The organism is Halomonas lysinitropha (genome assembly GCF_902500215.1).
Lineage (GTDB): Bacteria > Pseudomonadota > Gammaproteobacteria > Pseudomonadales > Halomonadaceae > Halomonas > Halomonas lysinitropha.
Genome location: NZ_CABVOU010000019.1, coordinates 14,115 through 27,902 on the forward strand (window position 1 = coordinate 14,115; position 13,788 = coordinate 27,902).

16 protein-coding genes are annotated in these 13,788 nt (G+C 65.1%); 12 read left to right on the forward strand and 4 right to left on the reverse strand.

Annotation, left to right across the window (positions count from 1 at the left end):
• Nucleotides 1-131 precede the first annotated feature (131 nt).
• Together hmpA and HALO32_RS02740 are read right to left on the reverse strand one after the other, a co-directional pair.
• Complete coding sequence (gene hmpA, locus HALO32_RS02735) at nt 132-1,301, reverse strand: NO-inducible flavohemoprotein (protein WP_151442262.1); 1,170 nt, start codon at nt 1,299-1,301, stop codon at nt 132-134.
• A 107-nt stretch (nt 1,302-1,408) separates the two neighbouring features.
• Nucleotides 1,409-1,975, reverse strand: coding sequence for a YIP1 family protein (locus HALO32_RS02740; protein ID WP_151442263.1), 567 nt, complete (start codon nt 1,973-1,975; stop codon nt 1,409-1,411).
• 130 nt (nt 1,976-2,105) lie between these two features.
• On the opposite strand from HALO32_RS02740, the gene HALO32_RS02745 reads away from it, so the two are divergent.
• On the forward strand, nt 2,106-2,519 hold the full coding sequence (locus HALO32_RS02745) for a MarR family transcriptional regulator (protein WP_151442264.1): 414 nt from the start codon (nt 2,106-2,108) through the stop codon (nt 2,517-2,519).
• Between the two features lie 92 nt (nt 2,520-2,611).
• Complete coding sequence (locus HALO32_RS02750) at nt 2,612-3,769, forward strand: cytochrome P450 (RefSeq protein ID WP_151442265.1); 1,158 nt, start codon at nt 2,612-2,614, stop codon at nt 3,767-3,769.
• A 4-nt stretch (nt 3,770-3,773) separates the two neighbouring features.
• Here HALO32_RS02750 and HALO32_RS02755 read toward each other — a convergent pair whose 3' ends face one another.
• Nucleotides 3,774-4,976 (reverse strand): cytochrome D1 domain-containing protein, encoded by a 1,203-nt coding sequence (locus HALO32_RS02755; RefSeq protein ID WP_151442337.1) that lies wholly within the window; start codon nt 4,974-4,976, stop codon nt 3,774-3,776.
• Between the two features lie 36 nt (nt 4,977-5,012).
• Nucleotides 5,013-5,351 (reverse strand): c-type cytochrome, encoded by a 339-nt coding sequence (locus tag HALO32_RS02760; RefSeq protein WP_151442266.1) that lies wholly within the window; start codon nt 5,349-5,351, stop codon nt 5,013-5,015.
• 509 nt (nt 5,352-5,860) lie between these two features.
• Between HALO32_RS02760 and HALO32_RS02765 the strand changes: the two genes are divergently transcribed.
• The 10 genes from HALO32_RS02765 to HALO32_RS02810 all read left to right on the forward strand — a co-directional run bounded on the left by HALO32_RS02765 (nt 5,861) and on the right by HALO32_RS02810 (nt 13,695).
• Nucleotides 5,861-6,346, forward strand: coding sequence for an Lrp/AsnC family transcriptional regulator (locus HALO32_RS02765; protein ID WP_151442267.1), 486 nt, complete (start codon nt 5,861-5,863; stop codon nt 6,344-6,346).
• Nucleotides 6,343-6,876 (forward strand): siroheme decarboxylase subunit beta, encoded by a 534-nt coding sequence (gene ahbB / locus HALO32_RS02770; RefSeq protein WP_192576417.1) that lies wholly within the window; start codon nt 6,343-6,345, stop codon nt 6,874-6,876. Before HALO32_RS02765 ends, ahbB (HALO32_RS02770) begins: the two co-directional genes overlap by 4 nt.
• Nucleotides 6,873-7,331, forward strand: a complete 459-nt coding sequence (locus HALO32_RS02775; RefSeq protein ID WP_151442268.1) for an Lrp/AsnC family transcriptional regulator — start codon at nt 6,873-6,875, stop codon at nt 7,329-7,331. Before ahbB (HALO32_RS02770) ends, HALO32_RS02775 begins: the two co-directional genes overlap by 4 nt.
• A complete protein-coding gene (gene ahbB / locus HALO32_RS02780) occupies nt 7,306-7,890 on the forward strand; it encodes a siroheme decarboxylase subunit beta (RefSeq protein WP_225809691.1) in 585 nt (194 codons plus the stop codon). The genes HALO32_RS02775 and ahbB (HALO32_RS02780) overlap by 26 nt, the downstream gene beginning before the upstream one ends.
• Before the next feature lie 50 nt (nt 7,891-7,940).
• On the forward strand, nt 7,941-9,143 hold the full coding sequence (nirJ, locus tag HALO32_RS02785; RefSeq protein ID WP_151442269.1) for a heme d1 biosynthesis radical SAM protein NirJ: 1,203 nt from the start codon (nt 7,941-7,943) through the stop codon (nt 9,141-9,143).
• A 20-nt stretch (nt 9,144-9,163) separates the two neighbouring features.
• Nucleotides 9,164-10,012 (forward strand): uroporphyrinogen-III C-methyltransferase, encoded by an 849-nt coding sequence (gene cobA, locus HALO32_RS02790; protein ID WP_225809693.1) that lies wholly within the window; start codon nt 9,164-9,166, stop codon nt 10,010-10,012.
• 26 nt (nt 10,013-10,038) lie between these two features.
• The gene (locus tag HALO32_RS02795; RefSeq protein ID WP_225809695.1) at nt 10,039-11,592 is read left to right on the forward strand and encodes a nitrite reductase; all 1,554 of its coding nucleotides are present in this window, start codon (nt 10,039-10,041) and stop codon (nt 11,590-11,592) included.
• Between the two features lie 97 nt (nt 11,593-11,689).
• A complete protein-coding gene (locus tag HALO32_RS02800) occupies nt 11,690-12,904 on the forward strand; it encodes an NnrS family protein (protein WP_151442271.1) in 1,215 nt (404 codons plus the stop codon).
• Nucleotides 12,905-12,924: 20 nt separating this feature from the next.
• Nucleotides 12,925-13,314 (forward strand): SirB2 family protein, encoded by a 390-nt coding sequence (locus HALO32_RS02805; protein ID WP_407646816.1) that lies wholly within the window; start codon nt 12,925-12,927, stop codon nt 13,312-13,314.
• A gap of 63 nt (nt 13,315-13,377) precedes the next feature.
• Nucleotides 13,378-13,695 (forward strand): carboxymuconolactone decarboxylase family protein, encoded by a 318-nt coding sequence (locus tag HALO32_RS02810; protein WP_151442272.1) that lies wholly within the window; start codon nt 13,378-13,380, stop codon nt 13,693-13,695.
• The last annotated feature ends 93 nt before the right edge of the window (nt 13,696-13,788 follow it).

Here is a 13,788-nt window from a genome sequence, read left to right on the forward strand (position 1 = left end):
TCGATACCGAGTTCACCGCCGCCAGACCGAAGCTGTTGGGCGTCAAGGAGTGGCGGTGGCATGGGAGGTCACAATCTTCAGGCAGAGCGACGACGTCCCGCCAGGCCGAGACGTCGTGTTTCAGGTTGGCTTCAGGCGGCGTCGAGGGGGCGTGAGGGGCCGAAGTGCTCGTAGTGGCGACGCTCGCGGGGCACCCCCAGTTCGGCGAGTGCCCGGTCTACGGCAGTCATGAAACCCTGGGGGCCCACGAAGTAGCAGCGGGCATCGTCGGGTAGCAGGCTAGCGAGCAGCTCGCGATCGATCCGGCCGGTATGGTCGGCGTCATCGCCGCGCTCGTGCACGCTCACCGCCCGGAGCCGCTGAGGGTGCTCGGCAGCCAGGGCCGCCACCTCGTCGCGGAAGGCGTGATGCTCGGCATCCAGGGCAGCGTGCAGGTAGACCACCCGGCGCCCTTCGGCTAGGGCGTGGCGGGCCATGGGCAGCATCGGGGTCTGGCCGACGCCACCGCTGGCCAGCAGCAGGGGCTCGTCGCCATCGGCAAGCGTCAGGTCGCCGGCCGGCGGCAGCAGTTCCAGAGTGTCGCCGACGCTCATGGTGTCATGCAGGTGACGGCTGGCGCGGCCCTCCGGCTCGCGCTTCACCGAGATCCGGTAGTGGCGGCCGTTCGGCACGTCCGACAGGCTGTAGTGTCGATAGACGGGTTCGCCGTCGATGGTCAGCTTCACGCCGATGAACTGGCCCGGTCGGTGGCCGGGTACCGGGCCGCCATCCTCGGGTTCCAGCACGAAGGAGCGGATCACCGCGCTCTCCTGCCGGGTGTCGGCGACGCGGAAGCGGCGCGTGCCGCGCCAGCCACCGGGGCGCTGCTCGAACTCCCGGTAGCGATGGTCTTCCAGTTCGATGAGCAGGCCGGCGAGTTCCTCATAGAGGTCGCTCCAGGCCGCGGCGATTTCCGGTGTCACCGCTTCGCCCAGCACCTCGCCGATGGCAGCCATCAGGCATTCGCCGACGATGGGGTACTGGTCGGGCTGGATGCCCAGGGAGACGTGCTTGCTGACCACGGTGGCCAGCACGCCACGCGCCTGCTGGGGATCCTGGCGCAGCCCCACATAGGCCAGAACCGCACCGGCCAGGGCCCGCGGCTGGCCGCCGTCCTGCTGGTGGGCCTGGTTGAAAAGCGGTTTCACTTCCGGGTAGCGCTCGAACATCAGCGGATAGAAGCGCTGGGTGATCGCGTCAAGGTGTTCGGCTACCACCGGGGCGGTGGCCTCGATCAGGCGTTCCTGCTCCTGGGTCAGCATGGCATGGCTCCGTGTCGGGGAATGATTTTAAGAAGTATATAAAATACATGTTATGCCCCGGGAGGGTGACCCATGGCGACATCCTGTCGCGGTGCAGTGCGCTCTTATCAATAGGCCCAGATGATGGCCATCAACAGTCCCCAGGCCAGCAAACCGGCGGCCATGATGGTGTAGGTGGCGGACATGGTATTGACGTCGTTGTCGCTGCGCTCACACAACGCTTGCAGGCCGTGGTAGACGAGTGTGCAGGAGATACCGAGTGCCACCAGCACTGCCAGGGCGTTGAGCAACAGGCTGGGGATCAGCAGCACGATCGCAGACGACCACAGCGGCAGCGGCGCCAGTGCGGCCAGCAGGTAGGCGTCGTGGTAGTCGATCGACAGTTCTCCAGTGCCGTTGACCACGGCATGGATCAGCCAGCCCATCAGGAAGAAGGTGAGCAGTTCAGCCAGGAACAGGATGGTGGTGATAAAACGCCATTGGTGGTCGCCGAAGCCGGCCACAAAATCGTCGCCGTAATGGGTGCCGGCATAGTAGAGCATTATTGGCGGCAGAAGCGACATGGGAAGAACGATGGCCCATGCCAGTAGCGGGATGGAAGGTTTTCGGCGCTGAAGTTCCTTCCAGCCGACCTGGCGGGTGAATGGCAATTTGATCACGGTGACAAGATTCATGGTCGAGTCCTCTTCGGGTGGCGATGGGGGTAATACATATCATGTTGTGATATTTTACCTTAACTATTAGGCTGCGACTTCCGCGCTGTCAAGCCAACGAACCATAGCCCTGATGATCTGGATGCTTCCCATGAGTGACGACTCCCTGACCAAGCAGGACTTCCAGCGACTCTCTCACTTTCGCTACCAGCTGCGCTGCTTCCTGCGGCAGAGCGACGACATCTGCCGCGATCACCACCTGACGCCGCTGCAGTATCAACTGTTGCTGCACCTGCTGGGGTTTGCGGGTCGCGAATGGGCCACGATGAGCGAGCTGGCCGAGCGTCTGCAGGCCAAGCACCACGGCACCGTGATGCTCGTGGACCGCTGCGAGCAGCTGGGGCTGGTGGAACGGCGGCCGAGCCGTGACGACCGTCGACGCATCGAGGTGCACCTCTTGGCCCGTGGCGCCGAACTGGCGCGTCGAATCGCCGAGCTGCATCAGCCCGAGCTGCGCCATCTGCAGCAGGAGTTCCACCTGCCGGGCTGGCCGGACGTGCCCTGAGCCATAGAGAGGACCGCTGACCTGAGTCAATGCGACTTTTGGCGGCTTCTGCTTTCCTAGGCAGCCCTGAATCCCCTTTCCCAGGAGATGACATGAGCGATAGACACACCCAGGACTGGGACCCGCGCGCCGAGAGCGTGCTTAACGACCAGATCGCCGCCTATGACGAGATGCGCAGTCGCTGCCCGGTGGCCTTCAGTGACTATCTACAGTGGTCGTTGTTCCGCCACGCGGACGTGATGTGCGTGCTCGAGGACCACGAGACCTTCAGCAACGCCGCGAGTCGCCATCTCTCGGTGCCCAATGCCATGGATCCGCCCGAGCACACCCGCTTCCGGCGTATCATCGAGCCCTACTTCGGCCCCGAGGCCATGGCTGCCTTCGCCCCGCAGTGCCGGGCCATCGCCGAGAGTGTGGTGGGTCGCCTGCCCGCCGACGGCGAGGTGGAGGCGATGACCGAGATGGGCCAGGACTTCGCCCTGGAGATCCAGTGCGCCTTCATGGGCTGGCCTACCAGTCTGCATGAGCCGCTGCGTGCCTGGGTCAAGCGTCAGCAGGCCGCTACCCTGGCGGGCGACCGCGAGGCGCTGGGCGAACTGGCATTGGAGTTCGACGGGGTGATCAGAGAGTTGCTGGCAAGCCGCTGCGACGCCGGCGACGCCGCCCCGGATGATGTCACGACCCGCATCATGAACGAGACCGTCGAAGGGCGAGCGCTGACCGACGAGGAGATCGTCAGCATCCTGCGCAACTGGACGGTGGGGGAGCTCGGTACCATCTCGGCGAGCATCGGCATCCTGATGCGCTACCTGGCGGCCAACTCTGAGCTGCAAGAGCGCCTGCGTGCCGATCGCTGCCTGTTGCCGGCGGCCATTGACGAGATCCTGCGTCTCGATGCACCGCTGATGTCGAATCGGCGCATCACCACCTGCCCGGTGGAGATCGGCGGCCGTCGCCTTGAGGCCGGTGAACGCCTGACGATCCTGTGGGGCTCGGCCAACCGCGACGAGGCGGTGTTCGGCGACCCCGACGAGCTACGCCTGGACCGCGATTCGAAGGATAACCTGCTCTACGGTGCGGGTATTCACGTCTGTCCCGGAGCACCGCTGGCACGCATGGAGCTTCAGGACTTCATGGACGCACTGCTCGATGCCACGACCGACATCGAGCCTGTGCCGGGCCGGCCAGCGGTGCGCGCGCTCTACCCCGCAGGCGGCTACTCCGAGGTACCGCTGCACGTGCACCGCTGATCCCTCACAACCCGATACGATGGGCTCGGTCGGTAAAGAAGATGCCGCTAGGCGATTCGCTGTCGAGGCGGGCGACCTCTTCCAGGGTGCGGGTGTCGTAGACCACCACCCGGTCGCTGTCCCGGGCCGAGATCCACACCTGCTCGCCCTTGGGGGTGAACTCCATGTGCAGCACCGCCTCGCCCGGTGCCAGGGTGGCAACGATCTCTCGGCGCTCGGTGTCGATTACCTGCACCACGTTGTTGTCGGGATGGGCGAAGTTGACCCACACCTGGCGCTCGTCGGGGCGAGACATCACGAAAATCGGCTGGCCGTGGACCGGGATGCGATCGATCAGCGACCAGTCACCGGTGTCGGCGATCAGCACCTCATGGCGACCCACGGCCGGCAGCCAGGCCGCGTCGCCGGCCATCGCCCAGCCCTCCAGATGGGGCATCTTGTAGACTGGCAGGCGCTCCTCGCCGCGTCCGTAGTCGGGCAGGATGCGCTGTACGCCCGCTTCCGGGTGCCAGAGGTCGAGCAGCGCCAGGCCATCCTCACCGAACAGTCCGGCGATGTAGTAGCGCCCGCTGGGGCCGATCAGGGCATCATAGGGTTTCTCGCCGATATCGGTGAAGCGGGATACCTCGGGCGTTTCGCCGTGCATGTCGACCAGGTGGATCTCGCCGGCGTCGAACAGGCTGTAGACGAAGCGGTTGCCAGGGGCATCCACCAGGCCCACCACCTTGGAGCGCTGCTCTTCGCCGTTGTCGTCCCGGTACGTCGCGGGAATCTCCGCCACTTCCTCCAGGGTCTCGCTATCGAAGATCTTCACACCGCCCGGCTCATAGTTGGCCACCGCCACCAGTGAACCGTCCTGGGAGACGGCGCCGCCGATGCTGTTGCCGGACTGCATCACCCGGTGAGTGATCTCGCCGGTGAGCAGGTCGACCCGGCTCAGCCCGCCATCGCGGCCGAAGACGAAGGCGTAGCGGGCATCCCGGGAGAACTTCACCGAGGCGTGGGACAGGTCGCCCAGCTCCTCCACCCGATCAAGGACTCGGTGGTGGCTGGTGTCCACTACCGCGAGGCTTCCGGTGGCGCGCTCCACCACCACGCCCAGGTCGCCGGTGCCGCGCAGTTCCGCATTCGGAGTGGCCTGGCAGCCGGCCAGCAGGGCGAGCAGGGAGACGGCGGCGAGGGGCTTGCGAAGGGTGGAGGGAAGCATGGCCATTCTCATTCCTTGTTGGGTCATCGAGATTGCTCACTCATCCAGGGGGTTGTCGTTCTGCAGGTGGTCGGCGAGCCAGCGCGCCTCCTCCTCGGTCAGCAGGCCCTGCCAGCCGGGCATGGCGGTGCCGGGAACGCCGTTGAGGATCAGCGCAGCCAGGCCTTCGCGGCTGTAGGCGTTCATGCGCGATTCGGGGAGCGCCGGCCCTAGGCCACCGCGCAGCGTCATACCGTGGCAGGAGCCGCAATCCTGGTAGAGCAGGGTCTCGAGCTCCTGCATGCGCTCGACGGAAAGCGAGCTGTCAGCCAGTACGCCCATCGGCAGCCAGCTGAGTGCCAGTAGCAGCAAACGGCAGGGGGTGGGCAGGGGCATGATATCTCCTCGGGGGCGCGGTAAGTCCCAATGTCGTGGCTGGTGGTAGTGTCACCGCTGGCGGCCGGACACGCCTTGACGGGGGTCAAAGTGTCGTCCTGCAGGGCCCATGAAGCATGATCCCTCTGGTCTCGCAATGTTTCTTTGGAGGTAGCTCCGAACCCTTTTGACGCAGGTCAACCTTGCTGGGGAAAGCGGTGTGAGACACGTTAAAGATGCATGAATTATACGCGTTAATGGGCCAACCTCTGACGTAGCAAGGTCATTGCCAGGCCACGCCGATGGGCCATCCGGCAAATGACAATAATGACACGCTCATGTCCTGGTGGCAGCGCCTTCAAGGATCATGACAGAGGTGGAGCGATGAGCAGGAATGAACGGTGTCTCATGCCCCGCGAGGGTGATCATCACCGTCGCCCCGTGGGTCAGCGCGGCGTCTGCTCAGTACTGGTCCGTTGATGAATCAGGTCGCAAGCCCGCCGCCACCTGCAGCAAGTGAGCTATGCAATATGCAATGCCATGTTCAAGACCTCGATAGACTGGATCGTCGACTGATCGACAGTTACCAGCGCGGCCTGCCTGTCTGTACTCGGCCCTTCCATACCGTGGCTGAGCGCCTGGGTACCTCTGAGGCCGAGGTGATTGCACGCCTGGAGCGGTTGCAGTCGCTGGGCGTGCTCAGCCGCGTGGGGCCGGTGTTCGACCATGCCAGGGCTGGCGCCAGCCTGCTCGCCGCCGTGGCCGTACCCGAGGCGGAGCGCGATGTCTTCGCAGAACTCATCAACGCCGCTCCCGGCGTCAACCACAATTATGCTCGTGAACATGACTACAACCTCTGGTTCGTGATGACCGCGTCGGACGAGCCCGAGCTCGAGGCGCGGCTGGAAGCGCTGGAGGCACGGCTGGGCGTGCCGATCCTGCGCCTGCCGATGCTCGAGGGCTACCATATCGACCTTTCTTTCCCTATTCCCTGGGCCGAACTGGAGCGCATATGAGTACCGCGACCCCGCTGTCCCTTGAGGCCCACCGTTCACCCGGCGAAACGGATGCCCACCGCCGCTTGCGCGGGTTGCTCGAGCAAGGGCTACCACTCACGCCGCGGCCATGGTGCACTCTGGCAGAGCAGGCCGGCATGGCCGAGGAGGAGGTGATGGCCTGTGTGCGCCGCTGGCAGGCCGACGGCATGATCAAGCGTCTCGGCCTGGTGGTGCGTCACCGCCGCCTGGGGATTCAGGCCAATGCCATGGTGGTATGGGACGTGCCGGACGAGCGGGTCGCCCTGGTGGGCCGTCGGCTTGCCCGGGAAACCGCGGTGACGCTCTGCTACCGTCGCCCGCGTCGTCTGCCTGACTGGCCCTACAACCTCTTCTGCATGATCCATGGTGCCCGTCGCGAGCGGGTTCTGGCGGAGCTCACGGCTATCGTCGAGCGTCTGGGACTGGATGATCTGGAGCACCGAGTGCTGTTCAGTACTCATGCCTATCGTCAGTGCGGTGGTCGCTACGTGCAGGAGGGCGCAGCATGACCCTCGATGACCTGGACGTTGTCGACCGTCGCCTGATCAACCGCCTGCAGGACGGCCTGCCACTGGTGGAACGGCCCTATGTGGCCGTCGCCGAGGAACTGGACATCACCGAGGGCGACCTGCTCTACCGCCTGGAGCGCCTGCGTGAGGGCGGGGTGCTGAGTCGCTTCGGTCCCATGTACCACGCGGAACGGCTAGGCGGCGGTCTGACCCTGGCGGCGCTGGCCGTCCCCGAGGTGGATTTTGATCGGGTCACCGAGACGGTCAACGCCTTCCCCGAGGTGGCACACAACTATCGCCGGGAACACGAACTCAATATGTGGTTCGTGCTGGCCACCGAGACGCCCGAGGCCATCGACGCAGCCATAGCCGACATCGAGTCCGCCACTGGCCTGCCGGTCTACAACATGCCCAAGGAGGAGGAGTTTCATGTCCGTCTCCACTTGCCGGTCTAGGATGCCACCGAATCAGGACGATTCGCCTCGCAGCGTTCAGGGGCTCGACGCCGCCGATCGCGCCATCGTGCTGGCCACGCAGGCCGGCCTCCCGCTGGTCCCGGAGCCCTGGGAGGCGGTGGGTCGCGAGGTGGGCATGAGCGGCGAGGAGGTGCTTTCGCGAATGCAGCAGATGCAGGCACGCGGGGTGATTCGCCGGGTCGCCGCGGTACCCAATCACTATCGGCTCGGCTACGTGGCCAACGGCATGACGGTATGGAACGTGGACGATACCCAAGTCACTTGGCTGGGACGCGAGGTGGCCCGCATCGAGGGCGTCAGCCACTGCTATCGGCGCCCGCGGCACCTGCCCCACTGGCCGTACAATCTCTTTGCCATGCTTCACGGACATAGCTTCGGTGAGGTCGAGCACCAGGCCGAGGCAATTCGCGAACTGCTCGGCGAAGCCTGCCGTGACTATCGCATCCTCTATAGTTCGCGCATCCTCAAGAAGACAGGGCTGCGTCTTGCCGGGGCCCGGCCGAGTGCCGCCTCGGCGGAACCCGAACGGCGAGGCTGAGTTGCGCCCGCCGCTGTGACTCAGCACAGCAAATCCAGCAGGAGAACGCCATGTTTCGCGTCACCCGCTATATCAAGAGCCTGATGGAACCGGGCCCCATCCCACCGGCGCGCAAGCCGCCGGGTCCGGTAGTGATCTGGAATCTGATTCGCCGCTGCAACCTGACCTGCAAGCATTGCTACACCACCTCGGCCGACATCGACTTCGCCGGCGAGCTCTCCAACGCCGAGGCACACGCCGTGCTCGACGACCTGCACGCGTTTCGTGTGCCGGCGCTGATTCTTTCCGGCGGCGAGCCGCTGATGCGTCCTGATATCTTCGAGCTCTCGCACCGCGCCCGGGAGCTTGGCATCTACACTGGCCTCTCCACCAACGGCACCCTGATCACCGAAGAGAACATTGACGCCATCGCCGAGGTCGGCTACGACTACGTGGGCATCAGCATCGACGGCCTCGAGGAGACCCACGACGTCATCCGTCAGCGGCAGGGGGCCTTCCGTGAATCGATGCGTGCTGTGAAGCTTTGCAAGGAGCGTGGCATCAAGGTCGGCTTGCGCTTTACCCTGACCCGCGAGAATTACGAGCAGCTCGGCGATATACTGGCGCTGCTCGAGGAGCACGACGTCGACAAGTTTTATCTCTCGCACCTCAACTACGGCGGTCGCGGCCGGCGCCACAGCAAGCAGGACGCCTGGCACCAGATGACCCGCGATGCCATGACCCGCCTGTTCGATCACTGCCGAAGTGAACTCGAGCGCGGTATCGAACGCGAGTATGTCACCGGCAACAACGACGCCGACGGCCCTTTCCTGCTGATGTGGGCTCGCGAGCACTTTCCCGATCAGGCCGCGGCCCTGGAGCAGCGCCTGATCAACTGGGGGGGTAACGCCTCCGGCGAGAACATTGCCAACATCGACAACCTGGGCAATGTCCACCCCGATACCTTCTGGTGGGACCACGACCTGGGCAACGTTCGCGATCGGCCCTTCTCCGCGATCTGGCGCGATACCCGGGACCCCATGATGCTGGGCATGCGCCAGCGGCCGCGGCCTGTGAAGGGGCGCTGTGCCGAGTGCCATTTCCTGTCGATCTGCAACGGCAACACCCGGGTGCGTGCCTGGAAGGTCTCCGGCGATCCCTGGGAGGAGGATCCCGGCTGCTATCTGACCAATGGCGAGATCGGGGTCGCCGACGAGGGTGAACGTCGTATCTCCGCCCCCTATGAGGCCATCCAGGCCGTCGAAATCCAGTAAGGCTGACGAGGATCTCCGCCATGCCGTCACGTCGCGTTTCCTATGATCTCGCCGAGGCGCCCCTGGTGCCCGGCGAGGTAGCCATCGTCGGTGCCGGACCCGGCGACCCAGGGCTGCTGACTCTGCGGGCCCTGTCGCTGCTCGAGCAGGCCGACTGCCTGGTCTTCGACCGCCTGGTCTCCAAGGAGGTCCTGGCCCTGGCCAGCCCCAAGGCCCGGCGCTTCTACGTGGGCAAGGCCTCGCGCTGTCACGCCCTGACCCAGGACGAGACCAATGCCCTGCTGGTGCACCTGGCCGAGGAGGGCAAGCGGGTGGTGAGGCTCAAGGGCGGCGATCCCTACATCTTTGGCCGCGGCGGCGAGGAGGCCGAGGTGCTCATCGAGCATGGCATCCATTTCCGGGTGGTGCCGGGGATCACCTCGGCCCAGGGCTGTGCCGCCTACGGCGGCTTCCCGCTGACCCATCGCGACTTCGCCCAAAGCGTCACCTTCGTCACCGGCCACTGCAAGGGTGGCGGCGACCTGGCGCTGGACTGGTCTTCGCTGGCGAGTCCTAACCAGACGGTTGTCTTCTACATGGGGCTGGCCAATGCCGAGCTGATCAGCCGTCAGCTGCAGGAGCACGACTTGCCCGCGGACCATCCGGTGGCCCTGGTGGAGCGGGGGACCACCCCCGAGCAGCGCCAGGTGATCACCTGCCTGAGCGAGCTGGTCGAGACCATCGCGCGCGAGGGGCTCAGGCCGCCCACCCTGATCGTGGTGGGCAAGGTGGTGCGCCTGGCCAATACCCTGGCCCAGCCGGCCCCCAAGGATGCAACCTTCGTCGAGGGCGAGACCCTGGAACTGGTGCGGGAGCGGATTGCCCTGTGAAGTGCGTTACCTCTCTTCGGACATTCTTGAATGCCCTGGCCGCCGGGGTTCTGTTCACGGTCATGCTGCCGGCCAGCGCCGACGACACCCGCAATCTCTATCAGGTCCAGTGTGCGTCCTGCCACGGCGAGGATCGCCTCGGCGGCATCGGCCCGGCGCTGCTGCCTGGCAACCTCTCGCGGCTCAAGCCGGAGGCCGCCGAGGCAGTGATACGCTACGGGCGAGCGGCCAGCCAGATGCCCGCCTTCGGCGAGCAACTCGACGACAGTCAGATCCGTTCCCTGGCCGAGTGGATCTACCGCGCGCCCGAGGTCGAACCCACCTGGGGCCGCGACGATATTCTTGCCAGCCATGAGGTCAGTCATCCAGACGGATCGCTGCCGGATGAGCTGCTTTTCGACGCCGACCCGCTCAACCTCTTCATCGTGGTGGAGACCGGGGATCACCATGCCAGTCTTCTCGACGGCGATACCTTCGAACGTATCCACCGCTTCGAGACCCGCTACGCCCTGCATGGTGGGCCCAAATACACGCCTGACGGGCGCCATGTCTTCTTCGGTTCCCGGGACGGCTGGATCACCAAGTACGACATCTACAACATGGAGGTGGTGGCCGAGGTGCGCGCCGGCATCAACATGCGCAATATCGCCGTCTCCGCCGACGGCCGCTACGTGATGGCCGCCAACTATCTGCCCCACAGCCTGGTGCTGTTTGATGCCCACAATCTCGACCTGATGAAGGTCTATCCGGCGGTGGGTGAGAACGGCGAGAGCTCACGCGTCAGTGCTGTCTATGCCGCGCCGCCGCGGGGCAGCTTCATCGCTGCGCTCAAGGACATCGAGGAGGTGTGGGAGATCCCCTGGCCGCTGCCCATCGAGCCGGTGGTCTCCACCGGCCATATGGCGACCCCGCTCGCGACGCAGCGTAGCCACGACACGCCCAACTTCCGGGTACGCCGCATCCCGGTGCCCGACTACTTGGACGATTTCTTCTTCGACCTCGAGTATGAGCATGTGATCGGCGCCTCCCGAGGTGGTGATAGTGACGGCCAGGGCGGCATGGTGGTCAACCTGGACAGCGGCGACAAGGTGGCCGACCTACCCCTGGAGGGGATGCCGCACCTCGGCTCCGGCATCACCTGGGAGCATGAGGGACGCCGCGTGATGGCCACGCCGCACCTGACCAAGGCGACGGTATCGATCATCGACATGACGGACTGGACAGTGATCGAGACACTCGAGACCGACGGCCCCGGCTTCTTCATGCGCAGCCATGCCAACTCGCCCTATGTCTGGGTGGACGTCTTCTTCGGCCCCAACCGCGATCGGGTCCACGTGATCGACAAGAAGAGCCTTGCGATCGTCGAGACGCTGATCCCCGAGCCCGGCAAGACCGCCGCCCACGTGGAGTTCGACCGCTATGGTGACAAGCTGCTGCTGAGCCTGTGGGAAGAGGACGGCGCGGTGATCGTCTACGACGGCGACACCCTGGAGGAAGAGCAGCGCATTCCCATGAGCAAGCCCTCCGGCAAGTACAACGTCTGGAACAAGACCCGCTACGAGGAAGGCACCAGCCATTGAAAGCTCGATAATAAGTATTCTTGATACCTGTCATGGAAGGGGCGAGGGGAGTGGGGCACAATAGCCATAACCAAGCGTTTTAGTCGGGTATGGCGCCATGCAATCGAGCTCTTCCTCCTCCGTCCGCTCCTCCACCTTGACGCGCCTTCCGGTGGCGAGGCTGGCCTTTCGCCCCTTCTTCCTGCTGGCGGCACTGTTCAGCGTGCTCTCTTTGGGGATCTGGTTCGCCTTCTGGCACGGCGACATCCTGCTGCGCCCCTTTGGTGGCCTGATGTTCTGGCATCAGCACGAGATGCTGTTCGGGTTTGCCGCCGCCGTGGTGGCGGGCTTCCTGCTCACGGCGGTGCAGAACTGGACCGGCCTGCCCAGCATCAAGGGTGGCCCCTTGCTGGTGCTTGTCGGCGTCTGGCTGGCCGGGCGGTTATTGATGGCCTTTCCCCTGGGTCTGCCGCCCTGGCTGCCGGCACTGGTCGACCTGGCGTTCCTGCCGGCGGTGGCAGGGATCATGGCTCGGCTGGTGATCGCGGCGAAGCGCTGGCGCAACCTGATCTTCCTGCCGGCCCTGGCACTGTTGACTCTCGGCAACCTGGCCATGCACCTGGGGGTGATGACCGGTGACGCCGAGCTGATTCGCCACGCCGCCCATCTGGTGGTGCTGTTGTTCTCCCTGCTGATGGTGGTGGTGGGTGGCAGGGTGATCGCGATGTTCACCGCCAACCGCCTGGGCCTGACCCGCAAACCACCGATTCCCGCACTGGAATATCTGAGCCTGGGTAGCGTCATGGCGGTGGTGCTGGGCCAGCTGCTGGTAATGCTCGGTGTGGCCGTTCCTGCTTCCCTGCTGGCGGCCGTGATGGGCCTGGCGGCGCTCGCCAACGCCGTGCGGCTGTCACGCTGGGGCGGCCTGCATAGCTGGCGCGAGCCGCTGCTCTGGGGGCTGCACCTGAGCTATGCCTTCATCCCGGTAGGCCTGGCCATGTGGGCCCTGGCGCTGCTTGGCGGCAGCCGCGCCGACGCCGCGCTACATGCCCTCACCATCGGCGGCATGGGGACCATGATGCTGGCCATGATGTCGAGGGTCGCACTCGGCCATACGGCACGCCCCATTCGTACCCTGCCCGGTATTGGAGTGGCCCTGGCGCTGATGGTGGCCGCAGCCCTGCTGCGCTCGCCGATATTGGCGCTCTTTCCGCAGATCACTCACTGGACCTATAACCTGGGCATCATTTTCTGGTGTCTGGCCTACGTCATCTTCCTGTTCCACTATACGTGGCCACTACTGTCGGCCCGAGCCGATGGCAAGGATGGCTAGTCACGGCCGGGGAGCGCGCCATGATCGAGCACTATGTCCTGATCAAGCATCTGCACGTCACCGCCGCCACCCTGAGTATTCTGTTCTTCATGCTGAGGGCCTGGTGGTCGGTGCGCGAGGTAACTCTGTTGCAGAGTCGCTGGGTGAAGGTGGCGCCTCATGTGATCGATACCACCCTGCTGGTGCTGGGCGTGGTGCTGATGGTGATGCTCTCGCTGTGGCCCCACCAGCATCCCTGGCTTGCCGCCAAGCTGATTGCCCTGCTGGCCTATATCGGCCTGGGCACGGTGGCGATCAAGCGCGGTAGCACCCCCCGCGTGAGAGCCGTTGCCGCCCTGGCCGCGGTGGCCACCTTCGCCTACATGCTGGGCGCGGCGATCCGCCATAGCCCGCTCTCCTGGCTGGTCTGAATCGAGATGCCAGGGGACTGGCCTATACTGCTTCTATCACTCACCACTCACGAGGAGTACAGCATGTCGCAACAGGAACTTCCCGCCGGTGCCGGCCAGGTGGCCGAGCAATATCCCGAGATCTGGGAGGCCTACGCCGAGCTGGGCCGGGCCTGTGCCGAGTCCGGCCCGCTGGACGCGCGCACTCGCCGCCTGGTCAAGCTGGCGCTGGCCGTGGGGGCGCGCTCCGAAGGTGCCGTGCACTCCCATGTGCGTCGCGGGCTGGAGGAGGGCGAATCCGCCGAAGCCCTCAAGCAGGTGGCCATGCTGGCGATCCCCACCCTGGGGCTTCCCAGCGGCGTTGCGGCCCTGACCTGGATCGAGGACATCACGGAGTCTTGACCACGGCGAAGCAGTTAAGACAAGCGTTTAATCGCTGATTGGCGACGAGGCTCCGGGGTCTGCTAGTCTCGAGCGTGATGTATAAGCAACACT